General features: G+C 44.6%; 23 protein-coding genes. 4 read left to right on the plus strand and 19 right to left on the minus strand.

Annotated elements, in window-relative coordinates; genetic code table 11:
* Position 1: 1 nt before the first annotated feature.
* The 11 genes from tmk to yceD form a co-directional block, all read right to left on the minus strand.
* Positions 2-637 carry a dTMP kinase gene (gene tmk, locus FKQ60_RS03000; protein ID WP_004395587.1) on the minus strand — a complete coding sequence of 212 codons (636 nt, stop codon included), beginning with the start codon at positions 635-637 and terminating at the stop codon, positions 2-4.
* Entirely contained in the window at positions 634-1,653 is a 1,020-nt protein-coding gene (gene mltG / locus FKQ60_RS03005) for an endolytic transglycosylase MltG (RefSeq protein WP_004395588.1), read from the minus strand. Before mltG ends, tmk begins: the two co-directional genes overlap by 4 nt.
* The gene (pabC, locus tag FKQ60_RS03010; protein ID WP_004395589.1) at positions 1,650-2,453 is read right to left on the minus strand and encodes an aminodeoxychorismate lyase; all 804 of its coding nucleotides are present in this window, start codon (positions 2,451-2,453) and stop codon (positions 1,650-1,652) included. Before pabC ends, mltG begins: the two co-directional genes overlap by 4 nt.
* Before the next feature lie 78 nt (positions 2,454-2,531).
* Positions 2,532-3,776 carry a beta-ketoacyl-ACP synthase II gene (fabF, locus tag FKQ60_RS03015; RefSeq protein ID WP_040904872.1) on the minus strand — a complete coding sequence of 415 codons (1,245 nt, stop codon included), beginning with the start codon at positions 3,774-3,776 and terminating at the stop codon, positions 2,532-2,534.
* Between the two features lie 87 nt (positions 3,777-3,863).
* Positions 3,864-4,100, minus strand: a complete 237-nt coding sequence (acpP, locus tag FKQ60_RS03020) for an acyl carrier protein (RefSeq protein WP_000065130.1) — start codon at positions 4,098-4,100, stop codon at positions 3,864-3,866.
* Positions 4,101-4,333: 233 nt separating this feature from the next.
* Positions 4,334-5,068, minus strand: a complete 735-nt coding sequence (gene fabG / locus FKQ60_RS03025; RefSeq protein WP_040904873.1) for a 3-oxoacyl-ACP reductase FabG — start codon at positions 5,066-5,068, stop codon at positions 4,334-4,336.
* A gap of 26 nt (positions 5,069-5,094) precedes the next feature.
* On the minus strand, positions 5,095-6,018 hold the full coding sequence (fabD, locus tag FKQ60_RS03030; protein WP_004395599.1) for an ACP S-malonyltransferase: 924 nt from the start codon (positions 6,016-6,018) through the stop codon (positions 5,095-5,097).
* Between the two features lie 75 nt (positions 6,019-6,093).
* Entirely contained in the window at positions 6,094-7,044 is a 951-nt protein-coding gene (locus tag FKQ60_RS03035) for a beta-ketoacyl-ACP synthase III (protein ID WP_004395600.1), read from the minus strand.
* Positions 7,045-7,049: 5 nt separating this feature from the next.
* Positions 7,050-8,075: a phosphate acyltransferase PlsX gene (gene plsX / locus FKQ60_RS03040; RefSeq protein ID WP_004395601.1), complete on the minus strand. Its 1,026-nt coding sequence runs from the start codon at positions 8,073-8,075 to the stop codon at positions 7,050-7,052.
* 11 nt (positions 8,076-8,086) lie between these two features.
* On the minus strand, positions 8,087-8,257 hold the full coding sequence (rpmF, locus tag FKQ60_RS03045) for a 50S ribosomal protein L32 (protein ID WP_004395602.1): 171 nt from the start codon (positions 8,255-8,257) through the stop codon (positions 8,087-8,089).
* 31 nt (positions 8,258-8,288) lie between these two features.
* The gene (gene yceD, locus FKQ60_RS03050) at positions 8,289-8,813 is read right to left on the minus strand and encodes a 23S rRNA accumulation protein YceD (protein WP_040904477.1); all 525 of its coding nucleotides are present in this window, start codon (positions 8,811-8,813) and stop codon (positions 8,289-8,291) included.
* Positions 8,814-9,030: 217 nt separating this feature from the next.
* Here yceD and FKQ60_RS03055 point away from each other — a divergent pair, with 217 nt between their 5' ends.
* On the plus strand, positions 9,031-9,612 hold the full coding sequence (locus tag FKQ60_RS03055; RefSeq protein WP_154168607.1) for a nucleoside triphosphate pyrophosphatase: 582 nt from the start codon (positions 9,031-9,033) through the stop codon (positions 9,610-9,612).
* A 61-nt stretch (positions 9,613-9,673) separates the two neighbouring features.
* Here FKQ60_RS03055 and rluC read toward each other — a convergent pair whose 3' ends face one another.
* Entirely contained in the window at positions 9,674-10,621 is a 948-nt protein-coding gene (rluC, locus tag FKQ60_RS03060; RefSeq protein ID WP_170906004.1) for a 23S rRNA pseudouridine(955/2504/2580) synthase RluC, read from the minus strand.
* A gap of 610 nt (positions 10,622-11,231) precedes the next feature.
* Between rluC and rne the strand changes: the two genes are divergently transcribed.
* The gene (gene rne / locus FKQ60_RS03065) at positions 11,232-14,375 is read left to right on the plus strand and encodes a ribonuclease E (RefSeq protein ID WP_199249803.1); all 3,144 of its coding nucleotides are present in this window, start codon (positions 11,232-11,234) and stop codon (positions 14,373-14,375) included.
* An 88-nt stretch (positions 14,376-14,463) separates the two neighbouring features.
* Here rne and FKQ60_RS03070 read toward each other — a convergent pair whose 3' ends face one another.
* The 7 genes from FKQ60_RS03070 to hinT form a co-directional block, all read right to left on the minus strand.
* Positions 14,464-15,219 (minus strand): DUF481 domain-containing protein, encoded by a 756-nt coding sequence (locus tag FKQ60_RS03070; protein ID WP_158138169.1) that lies wholly within the window; start codon positions 15,217-15,219, stop codon positions 14,464-14,466.
* Between the two features lie 270 nt (positions 15,220-15,489).
* Positions 15,490-16,029 carry an alpha/beta hydrolase YcfP gene (gene ycfP / locus FKQ60_RS03075; protein ID WP_040904480.1) on the minus strand — a complete coding sequence of 180 codons (540 nt, stop codon included), beginning with the start codon at positions 16,027-16,029 and terminating at the stop codon, positions 15,490-15,492.
* 87 nt (positions 16,030-16,116) lie between these two features.
* Entirely contained in the window at positions 16,117-16,986 is an 870-nt protein-coding gene (locus tag FKQ60_RS03080; RefSeq protein WP_158138167.1) for a phosphotransferase, read from the minus strand.
* A 22-nt stretch (positions 16,987-17,008) separates the two neighbouring features.
* Positions 17,009-17,599: a penicillin-binding protein activator LpoB gene (gene lpoB / locus FKQ60_RS03085; RefSeq protein WP_040904483.1), complete on the minus strand. Its 591-nt coding sequence runs from the start codon at positions 17,597-17,599 to the stop codon at positions 17,009-17,011.
* Between the two features lie 26 nt (positions 17,600-17,625).
* Positions 17,626-18,015 carry a YcfL family protein gene (locus FKQ60_RS03090; RefSeq protein ID WP_040904485.1) on the minus strand — a complete coding sequence of 130 codons (390 nt, stop codon included), beginning with the start codon at positions 18,013-18,015 and terminating at the stop codon, positions 17,626-17,628.
* Positions 18,015-19,436 carry a hypothetical protein gene (locus tag FKQ60_RS03095; RefSeq protein WP_249374269.1) on the minus strand — a complete coding sequence of 474 codons (1,422 nt, stop codon included), beginning with the start codon at positions 19,434-19,436 and terminating at the stop codon, positions 18,015-18,017. The genes FKQ60_RS03090 and FKQ60_RS03095 overlap by 1 nt, the downstream gene beginning before the upstream one ends.
* A complete protein-coding gene (gene hinT / locus FKQ60_RS03100; protein WP_004395614.1) occupies positions 19,436-19,786 on the minus strand; it encodes a purine nucleoside phosphoramidase in 351 nt (116 codons plus the stop codon). Before hinT ends, FKQ60_RS03095 begins: the two co-directional genes overlap by 1 nt.
* Positions 19,787-20,148: 362 nt before the next feature.
* Between hinT and FKQ60_RS03105 the strand changes: the two genes are divergently transcribed.
* Together FKQ60_RS03105 and FKQ60_RS03110 are read left to right on the plus strand one after the other, a co-directional pair.
* Complete coding sequence (locus FKQ60_RS03105; protein ID WP_170906006.1) at positions 20,149-22,140, plus strand: methyl-accepting chemotaxis protein; 1,992 nt, start codon at positions 20,149-20,151, stop codon at positions 22,138-22,140.
* A gap of 270 nt (positions 22,141-22,410) precedes the next feature.
* The gene (locus FKQ60_RS03110; protein ID WP_154168616.1) at positions 22,411-23,571 is read left to right on the plus strand and encodes a DUF1887 family protein; all 1,161 of its coding nucleotides are present in this window, start codon (positions 22,411-22,413) and stop codon (positions 23,569-23,571) included.
* The last annotated feature ends 116 nt before the right edge of the window (positions 23,572-23,687 follow it).

Below are 23,687 nucleotides of genomic sequence, written 5' to 3' on the forward strand. Positions count from 1 at the left end.
ATTAACCTTTATGTTGATTTAACCAGTTTAATAACGCTTGCTGAATATCTTGTGTCACCGCTTGTAGGGTTTGCTGCGCGTTAATAATCGTAACTGATGGATTGTCCTTAGCCAGTTCTAGATAACGCTGTCGTGTACGCTCAAAAAAACTCAAGTCCATTCTCTCAATACGATCCAACTCCCCTCGCCCACGAGCTCGCTCTAATCCGACTCGCGGGTCGATATCTAAGTATAAAGTAAAATCTGGGCTAAACGCCCCTAACGCTAACTGCTTAAGCTGCTGCATCGTCGCAGGGCTAATCTGCCGTCCGCCGCCTTGATAAGCTTGCGAAGACATGTCATGGCGATCGCCCACGACCCAGCATCCTGCCGCCAATGCAGGTTTAATGACGTTTTCCACAAGTTGTACCCGTGCGGCGTACATTAGCAGCACTTCCGTCACATCTTGTAAAACTTCACCAGGGTGATCTTCTTTGACTAAAGCACGCATTTTTTCAGCCAATACCGTGCCACCGGGCTCACGAGTCTGGGTAATCGACTCAATACCAAAAGCTTGTAACGTATCGATCACAACCTGAATAGCCGTGCTTTTTCCTGCGCCTTCTAGCCCTTCTACTACGATAAATTTTGCGTTCATTGTCGACTTCTGATCACTTGTAAATAGGCGCGAACCGCGCGATTATGTTCTGCTAATGTTTTTGAAAACACGTGATCACCATGACCACTGGCCACAAAATAAAGGTAATCACTCTGTTCCGGATTTAAAGCGGCCTTAATCGAAGCGGGGCCAGCCATCGCGATCGGCGTCGGAGGGAGTCCATTGATCACGTAAGTATTATATTCTGTCGCTTCACGCAAATCAGCACGGCGAATCCGCCCTTGATAACGATCACCCATTCCATAAATAACCGTAGGGTCCGTTTGTAAACGCATTCGCTTGTTTAATCGATTAATAAACACCGAAGAGACTCGCTCCCGCTCCGCATCGATCGCCGTTTCTTTTTCAATAATCGACGCCAAAATAAGGGCTTCGTAAGGAGTTTTCAATGGCAAATCAAGCTGACGATGCTCCCATTCATGCTCAAGCAGACGATTGAGCTTACGATGCGCTCGACGAAGGATATCAATATCCTTCTCCCCTTTAGTAAAATGGTAGGTTTCCGCCAAAAATAAGCCTTCTAACTTTGCATTATCGATGCCTAATAATTGGGCGATGTCTGCCTCTGAATGCTCAGTCAGCGTTTGTTGTAAGTTAGGATTTTGCGCTAAGCTAGCACGCCATTCAGAAAAACGGCTTCCTTCAATAAAGGTGATCGAAAACTGAAATTCTCGCCCAGAAACCAATAACGCTAAACTATCTTGTAGCGATAACCCGGGCTGTAATTGATACGTTCCCGCTCTAATCGGCGTTAATTCAGGGTAGAAACGACGTAATAACTTCGAGGCCAAAGGATCATCAACTAACCAAGCTTGATCGGTCATTAATGCCAACGCTCTATTTAAACTCGTCCCACCATGAATAGTGATCAACTGCGGTTCAGTGATCAATAACGGCTGCGCGAGGTAATCATTGGTCTTTTTAACCGCATAAAAGTAGCTTGCAGTAGCAAAAACAATGATGACTAAAATTAAGGCCAGTAATTTTTTAATCACGAATTAAAACTCTCCTGAAAATATCGTACATAACGGCCGATGGTATACAAATGATGTGCAATACCGATGACAGGCGCGACTTCAATGATGGCATTAGAAATAAAAACCTCATCAGCAGCAATTAAATGCTCCATTGGAAACTGACCAATTTCCACGGTCAACCCGAATGATGTTGCCGATTGTAAAATCATCCGCCGCGCGACACCAGCAACACCAGCATTATCAAGACTCGGCGTATATAAAGTGCCATTTTTCACCCAGAACAAATTTGCCATCGTTGTTTCAACGATATGATGATTAAGATCCAAACAAACGCCATCGTCATACCCTGCACGATCCATTTCACCACGCAGTAAAACTTGCTCTAAGCGGTTATTATGTTTATGTCCCGCCAGCAATGGGTTGAGTCCCATGCGCTGCTCACAGACGCCTAATCTGATCCCTTGACGTTGCCATTGATGATAATGAGCTGGAAAATCAAAGTGACTCAATGTAATTCTTGATGAATGTTGTTGGCTTGGACTATAACCTCGTCCTCCTTCGCCACGGCTAATATGCAGTTTCATTCCCGCCAGTGACTTACCTATCGCCGCTTGATTCAACGCAAGTTCTATTTTCAACCAATCAGGAGATGGAATCGCCAAGTGCTGTAAGCAAGCCTCCATTCGCTCTTGATGATAATCCCAGAGCTGAATTTTACCTTGTTTAATCAATAGAGTACTAAAGCAGCCATCGCCATATTGGAAAGAACGATCACTGGCGGTAATTAGGGGCTCGTTGAATCCATTTTGCCCAATCATGCTTGACTCCCTGAAAAAATAAACGGCCTAATGCAAAGCACCAAGCCGTTTAAACTCAAACTCAATCAGATAGATTAATTATACGCGTTTAAAAATCAGTGAACCGTTGGTACCACCGAAGCCAAACGAGTTGCATATCGCATAATCCATACCTGATACTTTACGCGCCGTATGGGGCACTAAGTCTATCTCTAACCCTTCTTCTGGGTTATCAAGGTTAATGGTTGGTGGAACAATTTGGTCAACCAACGACATGATGGTAATGATCGCTTCAACAGAACCTGCTGCACCGAGCAAGTGACCCGTCATTGATTTGGTTGAAGAGACTAATACTTGTTTAGCGCCTTCTTCACCTAATGCTCGTTTGATGCCTTTTACTTCCGCGACATCACCGGCCGGAGTTGACGTTCCGTGAGCATTAACATAACCAATTTGAGTCCCTGTGACTCCAGCATCACGCATCGCGGCTTCCATCGCTAGAGCGCCACCAGAACCGTCTTCACTTGGTGAAGTCATGTGATAAGCATCACCTGACATACCAAAACCGACCAACTCAGCATAAATTTTAGCACCACGAGCTTTAGCGTGTTCATACTCTTCAAGCACAATCACACCAGCACCATCACCCAATACAAAACCATCACGATCTTTATCCCAAGGGCGTGAAGCTTTTTGTGGTTCATCATTGCGAGTGGATAACGCTTTCGCAGCACCAAAACCAGCCATACCTAAAGGTGTGGAGGCTTTTTCTGCACCACCCGCAACCATGGCATCGGCATCACCGTAAGCAATCATCCGTGCGGCATGACCAATATTGTGCAATCCAGTGGTACAAGCGGTTGAAATTGCAAGATTTGGACCACGTAAACCACGCATAATAGAAAGGTTACCTGCAACCATGTTAACAATGGTTGAGGGAACGAAAAATGGGCTAACCTTACGTGGACCTTTTTCGATTAATGCCTGATGGCCAGATTCAATTAACTCAAGACCACCAATTCCCGAACCAATGGCGACACCAACACGTGGCGCATTAGCTTGCGTAATTTGCAGACCGGAATCGTCTAGAGCTTGAATACCCGCAGCAATGCCATATTGGATAAAAAGATCCATTTTTCTGGCATCTTTTTTAGACATATACTCTTCGCAATTAAAGTCTTTGACTAGACCTGCGAAACGAGTTGAGAAATTTGTAGTATCAAAGTGCTCAATATTAACAATACCACTTTGACCAGCTAGCAGGGCTTTCCAAGAAGATTCTACAGTGTTGCCTACTGGTGACAACATACCCATGCCAGTGACAACGACACGACGCTTGGACACGATCATATTCTCCGGGATAGAAACATTCTATGAGAGGGATAGATGACTAAAAAACTCAGGCGGCCAGAGGGCCGCCTGGGGAGAACATTACTGAGCGTTGCTGGTCACGTAATCAATCGCAGCTTGAACAGTAGTGATTTTCTCTGCTTCTTCGTCAGGAATCTCAGTATCAAATTCCTCTTCAAGAGCCATAACTAATTCAACAGTGTCTAGAGAATCTGCACCTAGATCTTCAACGAAAGAAGATTCATTTTTTACTTCTGCTTCGTCTACACCTAGCTGTTCAACGATGATTTTCTTTACGCGTTCTTCAATGTTGCTCATGTTTTCTTTTCCTTTACAGATTTCGCCTAATGCGGTGATTCCGTAGTTTATTCGAACTAGTGAAAGTTGCAAGGGGGACCTTGCTGGTCAAACCACAAATTTACCGATTTTAACCGAAATTCACACCATTTTTGACATAAATCATGCACAAATGTTGCGCACCTAAAAACCAACTGTTAAGAAAAGTCAGCATTTATTGACGACTGTCGCTTAACTTCTCCAAACACTTGGCATTAAACCATGTACATTCCGCCGTTGACGTGCAGAGTCTCACCCGTAATGTAAGCTGCTTCATTGGACGCTAAAAAAGCCACTGCAGAAGCAATTTCATGAGGTTCACCCAGACGACCCGCTGGAACTTGCGCTAGTGTAGCAGCACGTTGCTCATCATTCAGCGCTTTTGTCATATCTGTGGCGATAAAACCTGGTGCAACTGTGTTCACAGTCACACCACGGGATGCAACTTCACGTGCCATCGACTTGGTAAAGCCAATTACGCCCGCTTTTGCCGCTGCATAGTTAGTTTGTCCAGCATTACCCATGGTACCAACAACCGAACCGACATTAATGATTCGACCATGGCGTTTTTTCATCATGCCACGTAATACCGCTTTCGATAAGCGGAAAATCGACGTTAAGTTGGTATCTAAGATATCCATCCACTCTTCGTCTTTCATACGCATCAATAGGTTATCACGTGTGATACCGGCATTATTCACTAAAATGTCGATGCTGCCAAACTGTTCATTGATCGCTTTGAGTACCGATTCGATCGATGCAGGGTCAGTCACATTCAAAGCAAACCCTTTACCCTTCTCGCCTAGATAAGTACTGATTGCATCTGCGCCACTATCGCTGGTTGCTGTTCCAATCACGGTTGCACCGCGTGCGACAAGCACTTCTGCGATTGAACGACCAATCCCACGACTTGCTCCCGTGACTAGAGCGACTTTACCTTCAAGGCTCATGAATTCATTCATGTTTGATTCCTACTTTATTGCACAGCTTCGAATGAAGCGCTATCGTTTACGGCTACCGCATCCAGTGTTTTCACTATGCGTTTGGTTAATCCAGTTAACACTTTACCTGGACCAACTTCAATAAGTTTTTCAATCCCTTGGTCACTCATGCTTTGTACCGCTTCTGTCCAACGTACCGGATTATAAAGCTGACGCACAAGGGCATCTTTAATTTTTGCAGGATCCGTTTCAGCCAGCACATCAACGTTATTAATGACCGGAATTGATGGGCTATTAAACTGAAGTCCAGCGAGCGCAATGGCTAATTTTTCTGCGGCGGGTTTCATTAATGCACAATGCGATGGCACTGACACTGGCAAGGGTAATGCTCGCTTGGCACCCGATTCTTTGCACAGTACACCAGCACGTTCAACAGCCTCTTTCTGCCCAGCAATCACGACCTGACCTGGGGAGTTAAAGTTTACCGGAGAAACAATTTGACCTTGAGCGGCTTGTTGGCACGCGTTGGCAATCGCCTCATCATCAAGACCAATGATCGCATACATTGCTCCCGTGCCAGCAGGTACAGCCTCTTGCATTAATCGACCACGTAATTCAACTAAGCTGATCGCCTGCTGAAAATCAATCACCCCCGAGCATACTAACGCAGAGTATTCACCTAAACTGTGTCCTGCTAAGACTTCAGGTTGAGGCAAGTTCAATGACTGCCACACACGCCAAATAGCAACCGATGCAGCAAGGATAGCGGGTTGCGTACGATGAGTTTGGTTAAGATCTTCTGCTGGGCCTTGTTGAACTAATGCCCATAAGTCATAACCTAATACTTCAGAAGCTTGGCTAAACGTCTGTTTTACAACATCATACTGTTCACCAAGCTCCGCAAGCATACCGATTGCTTGTGAACCTTGGCCTGGGAATACAATAGCAAACTTGCTCATGTTCTTTCCTTAACCTAATAAAATGGATAAAGAGTCAAGCGACTCTTCAACGTCAAATAAGTGATTGGGGAGCAATCAGAATTTAACCAAGGCAGAGCCCCAAGTAAAACCACCACCAAACGCTTCTAACAGCAATAACTGGCCACGTTGAATGCGTCCATCGCGCACCGCTTCATCTAATGCGGTTGGTACCGTTGCAGCTGAAGTATTACCATGGCGATCTAACGTCATCACAACTTGATCTAATGACATAGAAAGTTTCTTTGCAGTAGCAGAAATAATTCGATAATTGGCTTGATGCGGCACCAGCCAATCTAATTGCGACTTATGTAAATTATTCGCCGCTAAAGTATCTTTGACTAATTTTGATAATTGAGTCACGGCGACTTTAAACACTTCGTTACCGGCCATATGCAGCCACTTATCAACATTACCGCCACGCTCAGGCACTTCAAGACTGAGTAACTCACCAAACTCACCATCGGCATAGATATGAGTTGATAAGATACCGGGCTCTTGACTAGCACCAACCACCACCGCTCCTGCCGCATCACCAAATAAAATAATGGTTGAGCGGTCGGTTGGATCGCACGTTTTCGATAATGCATCCGCACCAATCACCAGTACTTTTTTACACATGCCTGATTTAATGTGTTGATCAGCAACCGACAATGCATACACAAAACCAGAGCATGCTGCAGCCAAATCAAAAGCTGGACAACCTTTGATCCCGAGCTTAGCTTGAACCTGACAAGCAGAAGAGGGAAAAGTATGACTGCCGCTCGTCGTGGCAACAATAATCAGATCAATCTCATTCTTATCAATTTGCGCCATTTCGATGGCTTTTTCAGCAGCATAAAATGCCATATCGGCGACGGTTTCGTTATCAGCGGCAATTCGACGCTCACGAATCCCCGTCCGGGTCACAATCCACTCATCATTGGTATCTACCATTTTCTCTAAATCTGCGTTAGTACGCACTTGAGATGGCAAGTAGCTGCCAGTACCTAAAATTTTGCTATACATGAAGACTAATAATGCCTCTCGAGTAAAACCGCTTCCAAACGATCGCTTATGCGGCTGGGGACTTGTCGTTTCACTTCATGAACCGCTTCACCTATCGCATTGACGACTGCGGATACATCGGCACTTCCATGACTTTTAATGACTATGCCGCGTAATCCTAGCAAACTTGCGCCGTTATACTGGTCGGGGTTCAAGGTTTTTAATTCATAAAACAGTTCAGAAAACACTTTTCGGGCAATCCAACCCTTTATGGATGAGGCTAAAAAGAGATTTTTTAACTTATCAATAAAGAGTTGTGCAGTCCCTTCACAGGTTTTTAAACAAACATTACCGACAAATCCATCACACACCACAACGTCGGCGGCATCCATCAATAACTGATTCCCTTCAATATAGCCAATAAAATTCACCGCTTGAGTTTGCTTTAGCAGCTGTGCACAACGCTTAACCAGATCATTACCTTTTATCTCTTCCGCGCCAATATTTAAAATCGCCACGCGGGGGGAACGTTGTAAATGTTGCTCAGCCAATGCCGATCCCATCACTGCAAATTGAAACAGGGAATCAGCATCACTAGAGACATTCGCACCAAGATCCAATAACCACGTTTTACCACCCGATATCGTGGGTAAAGCGGTTACTAATGCCGGACGCTCAATCCCAGGGAGAAGCTTTAATCGAAAACGTGAGAGTGCCATCAGCGCGCCGGTGTTACCAGCACTGACACAAGCATCCGCCTGTTGTTGAGCGACCAGATCGATAGCCAAACCCATTGAACTGTCATGGCTATGGCGTAATGCTAGTGAGGGTTTTTCTGAGTTAGCGATCACTCGATCACTGTGCACAATACTCAAACGAGGATCGGGTTGGTAACCTAGTAAAGATAATTGCTGAGTGATCGCGCTATGATCACCCACTAATATCACTTTTAGCTCTGGGAAATGCGACAGTGCCTGCACGGCGGCAGGCACTGTAACGCGAGGACCGAAATCCCCGCCCATTGCATCAAGTGCAACGGTTAGATTTTGCAAAGGTCACAACCTTACTTGTTGATAACCTTTTTGCCACGGTAGTAGCCTTCAGCGGTTACATTGTGACGTAGGTGAGTTTCACCTGAAGTTGCATCTACAGATAGTGCAGCTGAAGTTAGCGCATCATGTGAACGACGCATACCACGCATTGAACGTGATTTCTTGCTCTTTTGTACGGCCATTGACCCTACTCCTGTGTTATGGATTGAAGATTTACTTCTTCAAACTTTTTAAAACATCGAATGGATTCGGCTTATCATCCAACACTTCGTCGGGGATCTCACCAAACACCAAATTGTCTGAGTTAACGCTACAATCCGCTTCATCGTGCATCGCTACTTGGGGTAAACCAAGAATGAACTCGTCTTCAACTAACTGAATCAAATCAATCTCACCGTACTCGTTAGGATCTACCAAATCGTACTCATCCGGTGCATCTTGCTCACTTTGCTCACTGTAGTAAGGAGTATAAGTAAACTCAATGGTGCATTCATGTGCAAATGCTTGATTACAGCGCTGACACTCTAAATCAACTTCGATGTTAGCTTTACCAGAGATAACAACCAGTTGCTGTTCATCCATCCCAAATGACAATGAGACTTGTGCGTCGCGTTTTACGCCATCAACTGACTCTTCTAAGCGCTTTAAAAGACTGGCTTGAATGATACCATCATAATCCAATCGTTTTTGAGCGGCTTTTGCCGGGTCAATCGTTCGCGGTATTTTTACCTTTTGCATAGGGCGCGAATATTATCTTCCAAAATTGTTTTAGTCAAAGAAAAAGGCAAAAAAGTTGCTATGCCTTATTTCGCTATTGGCTTAAGAAGCACGTTACTATTGTATGATAAATACAGGATTAATCCGTCGTAAGGTGTACCATATCGCTCACTTTACTTGAGACGATCTGCCAGTTTCCGGTATGCTACTCATACACTGAAGACAATTGTAAATCAAAATGCAAAATTACCAACTAGTTTTGGCTTCAACCTCACCTTATCGACAACAATTACTAGAAAAACTGGCTATTCCTTTTGTTACCGCTAGTCCTGATTGTGATGAGACACCGTTGACTGACGAGACACCAGAACAGCTGGTGATGCGCTTAGCGACCAACAAAGCGCGCTCTTGCCAGCTATCATCACCAAGTCTAGTGATTGGTTCAGATCAAGTATGTGTTATCAATGGTCAAATCATTGGAAAACCATACAACCGAGAGACAGCGATTCATCAGTTACTGCAACAAAGTGGTCAAACCATCACTTTTTACACTGGTCTCGCGCTACACAATACTCAAACCGAACAAACGCAAGTCACTATCGATACTTTTAAAGTACACTTTCGTACGCTGACACCAGATATGGTAGCTCGATATGTCGATAAAGAGCAGCCTTTCTACTGCGCTGGGAGCTTTAAAAGCGAAGGACTGGGCATTGCTCTCTTTGAACGTTTGGAGGGGGATGATCCCAATTCATTAATCGGTTTGCCACTGATTAAGCTAATTAAACTCTTAGAAAGTGAACAGATTAGAGTGATTTAATCATCGAACGAATCTCACCACGACAATACACACCGAGGCGAGATTCATCCCCAAAAAACCATCAAGCTTGGCGCATTTGTCCTAATGCACGTTCTAAGGACGCGTCCAATGATGCACTGATATCCATTTTATCTCCTGTTGCGGGATGCATAAATTGAATATTGGCAGCATGTAAAAACAGTCGATTAATGGAAAATTGACTCACGTAGGCGTCAAATCGGCGATCACCATATCGGTCATCCCAAGCGATGGGATGACCCGTATATTGAGTGTGTACACGTATCTGGTGCGTTCGCCCTGTAATCGGGCTTGCTTGAAGCAAAGTTGCCTGGGCAAACTGTTCGAGCACTCTAAAACGAGTTTCTGATGGTTTACCATTAGGGTTTACCCGAACAATACTATTAACCTCATTTTTTAATAATGGTGCATTGACCACTTTAACATTCGCAGGCCAACGCCCCATCACCAATGCAAAATAGTATTTTTGTACCGTTTTCTCACGAAATTGCGCTTGTAAATGACGTAAGGCCGAGCGCTTCTTAGCGACCAATAGAATACCAGACGTGTCTCGGTCAATACGATGGACGAGTTCTAAAAAACGTGCCTGTGGACGCAATGCTCGCAAAGCTTCAATTGCACCAAATTTTAAACCACTACCACCATGTACTGCCGTTCCAGAAGGTTTATTGAGAATCAAAAGATGATCGTCTTCATAGACGATACACGCTTCTAGTTCAGCAACGCGATTAAGCTTGATACTGGGTGCGGCCGGTTCTGAGTCATTGACCTCCATCGTCACCGGAGGAATACGGATGCTATCGCCTGCGGCCAGTTTATACTCAGCCTTAACGCGCTTTTTATTAACTCGCACTTCTCCTTTGCGCAAGATTCGATAAACCACGCTCTTAGGAATATTTTTTAATTGGTTACGCAAAAAATTATCAATGCGTTGACCAGCCATATCTTCATCGATATCGACGAACTGGACTTGGGTTTTAATTTCGCTCATAACCGCCATTTTAACCTTAATTGGCGGAAAATCACCTTTTTCTTCACAGGAAAAAACTACGTTTACGATAAATGCCACTTCAAACTGGCGAAAATAACAGCAAATCTTCGTTACACCTTGAAACACCTATGACAGTGAATCAAAGAATCACAAAGTTATTGACGTTTTTCGTGACGTAGACCTCGCGAACTGTGATCTTTTTGTACAGACCGTTAAAAAAATAAGGAGTTTCTTACAATGCCGATTGCTGAGTTTAGCAGTCACTGCTATAGTTCACAGCTGCAAAGTATGAAAGGTTTGGCATGTTGTTTAGCCTTTTATTCCTTGCAAAAATGTGAGTAGTTCTCTGACTATCGATGTGCAGCATATGGCGTAAGACACGATTGATAGCGGTTTTCTTGTTGTTCTACTCCTCGCCTTTTCATGTTGAGTACCTACCGCCACCGCGCGGTTCACAAGCAAACGTATGCTTGTGATAACTGAAGTGCCCTCAGAGCATCCCCTCCAGCCGGGAGGCTGTAATCAATAAGCCATGGGATCTGGCACCGTGAAAACGAAATACAACAACAAGAATAATAATCAAAACAAAGAAAAGATAACGAGATTTTAAATGAAAAGAATGTTAATTAACGCAACTCAAAAAGAAGAGTTGCGTGTCGCTTTGGTTGATGGCCAGCGACTGTTTGATTTAGATATTGAAAGTCCTGGACATGAGTCCAAAAAAGCCAATATCTACAAAGGCCGTATCACTCGTATTGAACCTAGTCTCGAAGCTGCATTCGTTGACTATGGTGCAGAAAGACACGGTTTCCTCCCTCTTAAAGAAATTTCCCGCGATTATTTTCCTGAAGGTTACACTTACCAAGGTCGTCCAAGCATTAAAGAAGTGCTGCGTGAAGGCCAAGAAGTAATTGTTCAAGTTGAGAAAGAAGAGCGTGGCAGTAAAGGCGCAGCCTTAACCACCTTTATTTCATTAGCCGGAAGTTATTTAGTTCTTATGCCCAACAACCCTCGTGCTGGCGGAATTTCTCGCCGTATCGAAGGCGATGAGCGTACCGATCTAAAAACAGCATTAAGCACCTTGGTCTTACCACAAGGTATGGGACTTATCGTCCGTACTGCGGGAGTCGGAAAAAGTGCTGAAGAACTGGAGTGGGATCTGAATGTTCTCCTCAATCATTGGAGTGCCATTAAGCAAGCCTCTGAGTCCAACCCAGCGCCTTTTCTCATTCACCAAGAGAGTAACGTCATTGTTCGTGCGATCCGTGACTATTTACGTCGTGATATTGGCGAAATCCTCATTGATAGCAATACCATTTACGAACGAGCGCTTGAGCATATCCGTCTTATTCGCCCAGACTTTGCCAGTCGCGTAAAGAAATACGACGGTGAGGTTCCGCTATTCAGTCACTTCCAGATTGAAAGCCAAATTGAATCGGCCTTCCAACGTGAAGTTCGCCTGCCTTCTGGTGGCTCGATTGTTATTGACCCAACCGAAGCCTTAACGTCGATCGATATCAACTCGGCTCGTGCAACCAAAGGCAGTGATATCGAAGAGACTGCCTTAAATACCAACTTAGAAGCTGCGGATGAAATTGCCCGTCAATTGCGTCTTCGCGACTTAGGCGGCCTAGTGGTGATCGACTTTATCGATATGACACCAGTTCGCCATCAACGTGAAGTTGAAAACCGTTTACGTGAAGCCGTGCGTTTAGATCGCGCTCGCGTACAAATCGGGCGTATCTCTCGCTTTGGTTTGTTGGAAATGTCTCGTCAACGTTTAAGTCCTTCTCTAGCAGAAGCCAGTCATCACATTTGTCCTCGCTGCTCAGGCACTGGAGTTATTCGTGACAATGAATCACTGGCATTATCTGTACTGCGCCTTATCGAAGAAGAAGCACTAAAAGACAATACGGTTCAAGTTCTTGCCGTGGTACCTGTTTCAATCGCGTCTTATTTGCTGAATGAAAAGCGCCGCTCGATTAACCATATTGAACGTAATCAAGAAGTGAAAATCACCATTGTCCCTAACTCGGATATGGAAACGCCACATTTTGAAGTGCTACGTATTCGTGAAGGCGAAGAGCAAGAGATTCTCTCTTACTTGATCCCAAATAAACTGGAAGCAATGAGAGAAGCCGAAGGGAAAGAACTGACTGACGCTGAAATTAAACCTAAGCGTATTGAAGAGCCAGTACTGAAAGGTTTTGCTTCTCCAGCCCAAAATGCACCGACACCGAGGGTTCAAGTAGAAACAGCGCCAGCAGAACCAGTAACAGAAAAGCAGCCGACACTGGTCAGCCGTTTCTTTAAAGCACTATCAACGCTATTCAGCTCAACGTCTGAAGAAGTGAAAGAACCCGTTGTGCCCGCTCAAATAGAAACGAAACCCGCACAACCTCGTCGTGAGCGTAATGAACGTCGCCGTAATCCGCGTGATAAGCACAATAAACGCAAAGCGGATGACGTGGTTGAAAAGGCAGACAAAGAATCAGCAACGCCTGCACCACGTAAACAACAAGATCGCAAACCTGCCCAAGAGCGTCCTGAGCAGCCTCGTCGTAATAAACCACAACGAGACAACAACCAATCGCTCAAACTTCAAGAGCAAGGTCGTCAACTGGCTGAAGAAGCACAAAAAGAGGCCGTTCCATCCCCTCGTGCCGACAAAGCCATCACGCCAGACATTCAAGAAGTAAAACCAGCGGTTGTGAAAGAACGCCGTCAACGTCGTAAGTTGGAGAAGTCGATTCGCGTTAAGGATCAACAAACTTCAAATCCTGTCGTTGATGAGCCGATAGTGTTATCGCCTGATGCGGAACAAGCAATACCAACACTGGTTGACACCACACCATTAGCAGCTATTGAAAGCCCAGTCGACCAAGAGCAAACCAGTCATGCTGATGCTCAAGATCAAGACGAACAGAAACAACGCCGTAATCGCCGTTCACCTCGCCACTTACGTGCCAGTGGACAACGTCGCCGTCGTGGTCGTGATCGCCGTCCAAATCCTTTCCGCCTACGTAAAGGAGGAGTGGCATCGCCTGAAATGGCAATGGGTAAAGTCATGCCGCGTTATGACCTTGCTAAACCACATGGACAACAGCATCAAGCAGTAGCAACGCCAACAGAGGTAACGACCCATCAACCGTCTGTTGATCTCAATACTGAGGCTTCGCCAGTGACACCAACTGTCGTGCTCGGTGGATTTGCTTTCCCAGAAATGGCCATGGGTAAAGTGATCATTCGTCGTACTGAAACAGACGTTGTATCACAAGATGCGCTAGTCACGACCGTCGATAGTCAGCAAAGCGTTGTTGAGCAGCCTATAACAAGTGAAGCAACGCCTGATGCAGAAGTGCAGATTATCGTCGCTAGCGAGTCAATAGAGACCTCTGTTGAGAGCATAGAACAGTGTGCTCCACAATCAGAGACACAAAATGAGACCGTTGAAGATCTACAAGAGCCATTGGTGATCAGCGATACGGATATTGAACCTGTGATTGTTGAAACCGATGACTTATTACCTGAAGAAGCACCGATTGTCATTAACGCCCCTACGTTAACCAATCATGCGCGCAAACAAGGTTATGCGTTTGCTCCAATGGCAAAAGCCCCGGGTTCAGCAGACTTAAAAGAGATCAATGTCGTGGCAGCTCCAGTCCGTGACCAACGTTATCAGCCTCAAGGTGCTGGTAGCCAAGCTGCACGTACACAAGCAGCGGCAGGCATGACTAAACCTCAGTCTTTCTAACTCGTTATACCGATTAAAAAGGCGTCCTTATTAAGGACGCCTTTTTTATTCGTTAACTAACCACTCGTCAATCAATCTCTGTGACAAACTAAAAAGCATAACTTAAACTAAGCGTACTATAAATTTCATCGCGGCTCTTTCCTTTAGCAACCGTGCTGTTATTGATGTACTCCGTATCAAAAACCAAAGCTAAACGTTCAGCCAATTTATTGGATAATGAGCCTTTTATGCTCGTCGTTGTATTGCTATCACCATAATCGACTCGCGCTGACGCACCAATCGCTAAATTTTGGCTAATCGCACTTTGCGCTTGTACAAATGCATTCGCAATCCATTCATTATCACTACGTGAACCCTGCACCGTCGAAGAAGGCTGACGTACCGAATGACGAAAACCTGGACCTAAACCTAGATCCACTTTAGTGGTTTCTGTATCCAGTAATGTCGCCCCAAGTCCTCCAACTGCTAAAGCTTGATGACGATAGGTCGCATACTGATCATGCTCATACTTACTATTACCAAATACGAACAAGTGCCGGCTAACATCATGTTTAATATCGTAAATAAGACGATACTTGTTCGTACCATCATCATTACTGTCAGATTTATAGGAATAAAAGGTCGCTAATGCTAACTGCTGTCGCCATTGCCCCTGTTGATATTTAACCAGCGCACCTGAGTTTACCGACAGTGTTGATGCACTATTTTTAGAATAAATAAACCCAAGCTTAGCATCACCACTCCATGGGCTTTTTGTATCGGTAACGTCTGCTACAGCAAAACTAGAAGTCAATAATCCGATCCAGAGTGTACTCAATGAAAATGGAATCGTGTGTTTCATCATCAGCGTTTATCCGTTCATTAATCGAAATAAACGGTCACTCTAACAAACCTATTGAATACCTAAGTAAGAATTATGTTAAAATCTTTCTATATTCATCGACTTAACATAGATCATTATTGTTTTACATGCGTCATTCTCTTGATGGTAAATACGCTGCTCTATCGCTATCTCTTGAGCGTATGAAGGATAATTTCAGATCACCATCAAAATTGATTACATAAAAAAGCAGCCATATAACTGGCTGCTGAAATCAAGGTTCATCGAGAATCATTAAGCGTTTTTGAACGCTTTGATAGCCTGTAAATGCTGAGAGATTTTTTTGAATTTGTGTGGTTGCTCTTCATCCCATACAATCGAATAATAGGCTTGTAACTGCTGTTCCGTTTGCTGGTTATCTAAAACTGCATCCTGTCGTGATAAGAAAACTAGGCAGCGGCCTTTATTTTTCATGCGATACTGCTCAACACATTTCGTGGCAATATCTTCATACTCTTCTGGCCTGTCAATTTTGCCTTGCATATTGCGTTCTGGGTGCAAGTTGGGGTTAAACATTACTTGCTTAATACCACACAGAAAACCTATTCGCTCAGCCCAATATCCGCCTAATCCAACACCGCAAATCAGTGGATGGGGATCATCTGAACGTTCAATCGCGCGATGCACTTCTTTCAATAAATGCTGCATATCATGCTTAGGATGTTGTGTGCTATAGCTGATAAAGTGCACATCATCATCAATAAATTGCAGTTGTAAAATTTTCTCGTGATTGCCCGGACTGGTTGAATCAAATCCATGTAAATAAATAATCATACGCTTCCCCCCACTGCTTTGAATGTTTAATCTACCACGAAAGCTAGGGATTAAAATGTTATCTACTGCATTATTCATGACTTCAACTCAAGCTTGCTGAGAAAAAACCGCTAACGTTTGTTGTAATTTAACCGCTTGCTGCAAATAAGAGTCATCGCCCCAAAGCTGAAATGCGAGTAAATACCACAACATCGCCATCAATTGGCAGCGAGGTTGCCACATTTTTACACCAGCAATCCATTCATCAACCTGATCGATCTGACGATAGTGGCAATAACGAAATACAGATTCCAATAATGGCAGCTCAGTCGCTTCAATCATCAAAGCAAGATCCAAACGAGGATCAGCAAGAGTGGCGTACTCCCAATCGATCACTCGGTAGCCTATATGGGTTTGAATAATGTTGTAACCAGCAAAATCGAAATGACACAAACTCGCAGGTATTGACGAGCAACTCGGTGCTGATCGCCATTGATGATAGAGGGCTTCATACTCGGCACTCTTCAATTTATCGGATAGCTGCAACCAATAGTGATCGACACGTGCGGTGTAATTAAAAGGGGCTACGGGTAGACGAGTTACCGAGGTTTGATGGATCTTGGCGAGCAACGGAATTAATGAGTCACCGGGCAAGCCTTCCATCAACGCTTTACCCGCTACCCATTCAACCAATAATCCTTGATCATTAATGGTGATGGCTTTAGGTCCGAGCTGTGTTTGCTCTATCGCTTTTAGAATTTGATATTCTTGAAAACGAGAAATAGCGAACGCTTTAGTGATTGTGGTAACGGGCCGCCACACATAGTGCTCATCAGCAGAGTGTTCAATCCGCCAACAGCGATTGGTTAGACCACCGACTAGGGTTTGTGCATATTCTGGAGGAGAAGGAAAAAAGTGAGTTAATGACGCTAACGTCGTATCCAGTCGACATGCTTCACGCCACGACATTTTCGCCATCACTCACCTCATTACTGTATACTTACCAACCAAATAAGCTTCTAGACTGCTGTTTACGTATTTCTGTTTCATCAGCCCACTCAATCAAACCCGTTCTCAAGTCCATTAAGCGCATGGTCATTTTGTAATAGACATCTTTATCATTACCGGCACTTTTAACAATGCTTGATAAGTTACCGTACAGCATGTATTGCGCACCGACCATTTGTCCAAATTGAATCGCGGAACGTTGGTCAACCAACTCATCGGTATTTTGGAAATTCAGTTGCTTACGTACCGCTTCAACCCGATCCATATCGACAAACCGGAATTTACCTGAATTGAGCATTTTGGTACTAACAGTGTCAGTGATCGATTCAGTATCAATATGCTCACTGGTTTTATTCTTAATCCGTTCCACAAAGACGATAGGACGTGCATCGCGAGTGATCGCTGCTACGGAGCCCGACATCATCATGCTATCGACCATCTCTGCCGCGATTTTTTGTAAATCCGTAGAACCAAAGTCGACAGTTACTGTTTCCACCGCTTGTGCATCACCATAACTGACTCGGTTCGAACATCCGCCCAATAAAACCGCGACACCAAGCAGTGCAATTACACTCTTTCTCATGTTGTTTCCTCAATTCATCTGATCAATTAATTATTTAACTCACGGATTTGTAATCGAAACTGCGTTCCTTGCGGATTAACTGACACTTCTGACATGGTGCGTTGTTCACCGCCACGTAACATCAGTGCCTGCCAAGTTCCCGGCTGTGGATTAACTTCAAGCCCATTATCATCATACCAATAAAAACGATATTGAAGATGTTGATCACCGCGATAACGACTGAGTACTTGTACTACGCCTCGAGTATGACCATGAGCTTGAACGGTTTTAATCTCTTCTATTTGTACTCTTCCCGCCAGCACATTATCAGCAAATAACACCCGTTGACTCATACCATCAACTCGCATACCGGCGGTATTACTGGCACAAGCCGTTAGAAAAAAGAGCGCCAATACACTTACTATGATTGTTTTCATCATAACCTTCCTAGTTGTCGGTGCCAGATGGTGGCTTTACTTCCTTGCCGAGAAACCCACACCAAAGTCGTACCGCCTTCTGGCACATTAAAGGTATAGCTTAGACCATCAGAAGTCAGAGTTTGCTCACCTGATTTTACACTATGATGCGCCACATAAACACGACCGGGCAAAGTTATCCAACTTCGAGTGTCCGGTTGCTCGGTTAACGTATTAAACACATTCAGCAAAAGGCTACTCACCCCATCACCCTGTGTACTCTCTTTACGGATTTGATCTTTGGCAACCACCCGCAAAGCTTGACGAACCACCATACTCGGCATACGTTCGGAGAGGTCATGCCTTGCCATCAAATTAACATCGGTCAGTAAATCACTTGGTAACACTTGTTGATTTAAGAATAGTGGAGAAAAACGCGTCGGTGCGGCTGTTGGATAATAAGGTAACGCCAAAGAGTATAATACCGTATTCCCCCGCCGATCCGAGAGAGGGAGTGTCAAACGCCAATTCTGTCTCGCATCAACAACCCCCTGCTCCTCAATAATAATCACTTGACCTTGCTGAGCATGCAGCGCTGTTCTTTCACCATAGCGTTGCGTCAGTTGAGATAAATGCTCATTCATACCTAAACGCTTCGCGACCCGCATCGTACCATCAATCACGGCACGATTGGATGGCACCACCGCTAATGCTCGCCGATAATCAACATAAGCGCTGTTTAGGTCATCAGCGGCTTCATACAACAACGCCGACACGTACAACAGATAACCACTCTGTACTGCTTGTAGTGTCTCTCCTGCATCCGGGTATTGCGCTAAAATACTGCCAATATTGGGAGTAATACCGCTTGCTCGTAACTCTTTCTGTGCTTTTTCTAATTGCGCTTGACGGTTTTTACGAGCTTGCTCTTGTACCTGATTCGCGCGACGCATTTCAACCAATGCACTTTCTAATTGATTACTATGCAGGTAGTTCAAGCCCAAATAAAGGTGTAAAAAACCGAGCTCATAATCAGCAGGCGTATATTCTTGCAAGTTATCATTGATAGCCAATGCACCAGCACTGCTTGCTGTCGCACTTAATGAAATAACGGCTTGATCTTGCTGACGTTGAACAGCCGCATCAGATAAGGCGAATGCCGAACGACTCTGTTCAAATTGCTCAGCAAGTAAATAAACCCGCCCTTTTTCGAGATTATCTAAAATATCACCAGCGACATAATCCGATAACGTTGCACTAGCTTGAGCATAATCGCCCTCTTTTATGGTCTGATGTAATCGAGCATTTTGCGCACTGTAATGGCTAAATAAGTTACCAGCGGTAAAACTAGCACAAGCGCTCAGTAATACACAGACCGAAAGTAAACCGCTGCGCAGCAGATAAACGTTCACTCGGTGTTTTCTCCCCCGCAAAGCCAGCATCAACTCATCAACAACGGACCTAAAGGTCGGCCACCAACCAAATGCATGTGAATATGGTAAACCTCTTGACCACCGTGGGCATTACAGTTGACGATCAGACGATAGCCATCGGCTGCAATTCCTTCTTGCTTAGCTATTTTTTTAGCCACGGTAAAAAGACGTCCTAAGGCTAATTCATCCTCATCGGTCACATCATTCACAGTCGCAATCAATCGGTTAGGGATAATTAAAATATGGCTTGGTGCACGTGGATTAATATCGCGAAATGCGGTAACCAGTTCGTCTTGATAAAGAATATCAGCAGGGATTTCTTTACGGATGATTTTGCTAAATAGGGTTTCTTCAGCCATGACATACTCCATTAATAGGGATGAATAAAATCGTTTCCGTTGAGTATGCGACAAGGGACGATAAAGCTCAATACAAAACACGGCCCACTTAACAGAATGGCTTTCAACTACTTACGCAACCGACGTTTTGCTGCCCGGATCATGAAATGCGTGTGTCATTATCAATACAATACTGACTAATTTGTTAATTTTTTATGACTGCCATTCACACCATTTATTGTTGCACGTCAAACACTAGAAACGTCACCCGATTGACAACGTTCAATCATACTAAGGGGCTGCGAGTCTGACGAAGAGTACAATCTTAAATGGGATGAATCTTGTTGAGTCATTTTGCTACAAAGTACTTCATGGAGAGAAATATGCAAGGTTCTGTTATTCGACGAATGTACGCAGGCTTTACACTGATCATTATCATGTTCGCCATTACCGTGACCATCATGATGGACAGCATGCGTCAGATCCACCAAAATTTCGAAGGTGTAACGAGTTCGGTATTACCACTGGTCTCGTTATCTAATCAAACCAGTGTCCAGCTCCTTTCTGCGGATAAATCGTTTAAAGATTTTTTGACCACCCAAAATGTTGAGCTGATGAATCAACGCCGTCAGGAATTTACTCAAGCACAAAGTGAATTCCAGCTCTTGATTGATAAACTAGCCGCAGCGAGCGCTCAACATTCGGTACTCGAAGAGCGGATCAGCGCTTTACGAGAACTAGAACAACGCTACTTCAATGAAGCCTATTTAGCGATGACCAACTATCAAGCGATGTTTGATGCGCAGGCTAAAGTGCAGCAATCAACTCGTGACTTTCAACGCCTGCATTCATCACTCAGTGTTGGTATGAGGGAACTGGTTGATCAACAAACCAGCGTATCGATAAAGATGATGGCGAATGGTTATTTTATGCGCCTAAGGGATGCCGAGCTAATCACCTCTGATGCCCTAGCAAGTTCAGATCGAGAGTTTGTCGATAAATCTCTCGCCAGAAATCGGCGGGCAGTCTCTCAACTCAATGATGCATTCAGAGGCTTAGCAGCTCAATTACCTGAACTTAACCGAAATTTTAGTGAATCTATTCAGCAGTTCACTCTAGATGTAGGTCATAAAGGTGGCGTGCTTGATCAACATAATGAGTATCTACAAGCCCGCTATGCTCTGTATGATAATATTGCCAACCTAGCGAAGGATGTCGATAACGCAATGGTTATTTTAGATTCCTTTAACCAAGCAGCAACGCAAGATTTAAATCACGCGTTGTATGATGCGGGAGAAGTGTATGATTCTGGCGTCTATCGAGCGATTGCGATCGGTTTATTGGTCACTCTATTAGCAGCGGGGATTGGCTATCATATTGCTCATAGTGTAAGAAGCCCCCTTAAGCACATACTCACCACCTTAGAAAGTTTAACCCAAGGCGACATGACCAAACGTATTGAAGTTCGTCATCATAATGAATTTGCTCGAGTGAGTTCGCACATTAACTCTTTAGCCGATAATCTGCATGATATTCTAATGAAGCTGAACACCGCATCCGATGATCTCACTCTGACCGCGAATACTAACCAATCAACATCACAACATGCGCAAAATAAACTCAATAGCCAGCGTGAGCAAACCGCGAATGTTGCGACAGCAATGACCGAAATGGCTCATTCGGTACAAGAAGTGGCGAATAATGCGCAAAACTCTTTGCATATGGTCCAACAAGTAGAAAGCGCGTCAGAATCTGGACGACGGATCATGAATGACAACATCACCACCATCAATCAACTTGAATCGCGCCTGACCGATTCCGTCAGTGCCGTCAGTGAACTACACAAAATGAGCAGTAAAATTGGCTCGATTTTGGATGTAATTCGCAATATCGCCGAGCAAACGAATCTGCTCGCACTAAATGCGGCTATCGAAGCGGCACGCGCAGGAGAACAAGGACGAGGCTTTGCGGTTGTCGCAGATGAAGTGCGTGTATTAGCGCAGCGTACTACGCAATCGACGTCTGAAATCGAAACCATGATCAGTAACTTACAATCTAGCTCAAATACGGCCAGTAAAGTGATAGAGAGCTGCATGCAAGAGATGGATCAATCGGTCGAAAAAGCTTCAACGGCCAATAGTGCCATGGAGGAGATCCAAGCTCTGATCATCGAGATTAGCCAAATGAGTACCCATATTTCCCAAGCGGCACTCGAACAGAGTGAAACCACTAGCTCAATGGCTCGCAGTATTGAAGACATTAATCATATTGCCGATCAAAGCTATCAAGCGATGAGTGAAATCGCCCAAACCAGTGCAAATTTAACTCGTCTCGCCGAGCAACAAGGGCAATTGGTACACCGCTTCACCTTGTAATTTATCCAACCATTATGTCCTGAGTTTTTAGGAACCACACCCAGCCCCATGATCATAGATACATATTGTGAATGGGGCGCTTACTCATCCCCCCAGCTAAGCGTATTGTTCTCCAGCATTGGGTTAGCTCTGTGTCAAAACTGCGCTGCTCTGGTACTTTTATTCGCTCTTCTGGTTGTTTTTTCACGGCCTCACCGTTATATCAACACAAAGGCTTGCACACTTTCTATTTCCCCTCTCCACTTTGCAAGCCACACATGAGGATTATCTATGGCCGTTCATGTTGGCATTATTGACCAAGACCCCGTGCGTTTAGTCACCCCCCTACTCGACAATCGGACCATCAGTCGGCACATTGTGTTTATTGGTGACGACTCTCAGCGCAGTCTGTTTTCTCGCTTAAGTACCGTTCTGGATCGGCGTAAGATCACGTCAGAATTTTTTGAAATCCCTGCTGGCGCTGAGATAGCCAAAATAAAAGCCGCAATTCGACAACTGGCAGAAAAACTCAAAAATCGTAAAGAAGAGGTGAAATTGAATGCCAGCTGTGGCCTTCGTCATCGCTTACTGAGTGTGTATGAGGTATTTCGTACTCATCATTGGCCTATTTTTGTCGTTGAACCCAGCAGCGACAGACTTTGCTGGCTCTATCCAGAGGATGCTGGCGACACACAACTGCAAGATAACATCACCATTGCCGATTATCTGACTATCTTTGGCGCTCGGGGTGAGTTCAGTGAATACCATTTATCGCCTCAGCTCGATCTCAAACTCCACGCTCTAGGACAGCGTTGGGCAAGTCACGCACTGGAACTCGGTCCCGGTCTGGCTACGCTCAACTATCTGGCGACCACGTGCCGAAAAGAGCAACGTTTAGAGGTTGAATTATCAGAAAAGCAGCAAGGCTATCGAGAGTTAAATTTATTGCTCGATGATTTGGTTGACAGTGGAATTGCCACTTATCAACAAGGGATACTGACCTTTGTCAATGAAGATGCACGCCGCTTTGCCAATGGCGAATGGTTAGAAACCTTAGTCCATAGTACAGTAAAACAGATCCAACACGATCTACCGACCATTCAAGACTGCTCTCTTAATGTACAAGTCTATCGTCAGCTTGGTGAGCGAGAGGTTCGTAATGAGCTGGACGTCGCCACCGTAGTCAACAACAAACTGCACATCATTGAATGCAAGACGAAAGGCATGCGCGACGATGGCGATGACACCCTCTATAAGCTTGAATCTTTGCGTGATTTACTTGGTGGCTTACAAGCGAGAGCAATGTTGGTGAGTTTTCGTCCACTCCGCCACAATGATATAACTCGAGCAGAGGATCTAGGCTTGGCCCTGATTGGACCCGATGAGTTAAAAGATCTCAAAACTCATCTTACTCATTGGTTTAAAGCAGCAGGAGGTGGAGAGGCGGTATAATCTTTACGACCAACAAGCGTGAGATTCCAGTGAACCATCAGGTTCATCAGCGCTCAGCAAGATAAGCATTCCTCGTTCAATAGCGCGTCATGAACGATTGAACGATTGAACGAGGA

The organism is Vibrio sp. A11 (assembly GCF_013048705.1).
Classification (GTDB): domain Bacteria; phylum Pseudomonadota; class Gammaproteobacteria; order Enterobacterales; family Vibrionaceae; genus Vibrio; species Vibrio metschnikovii.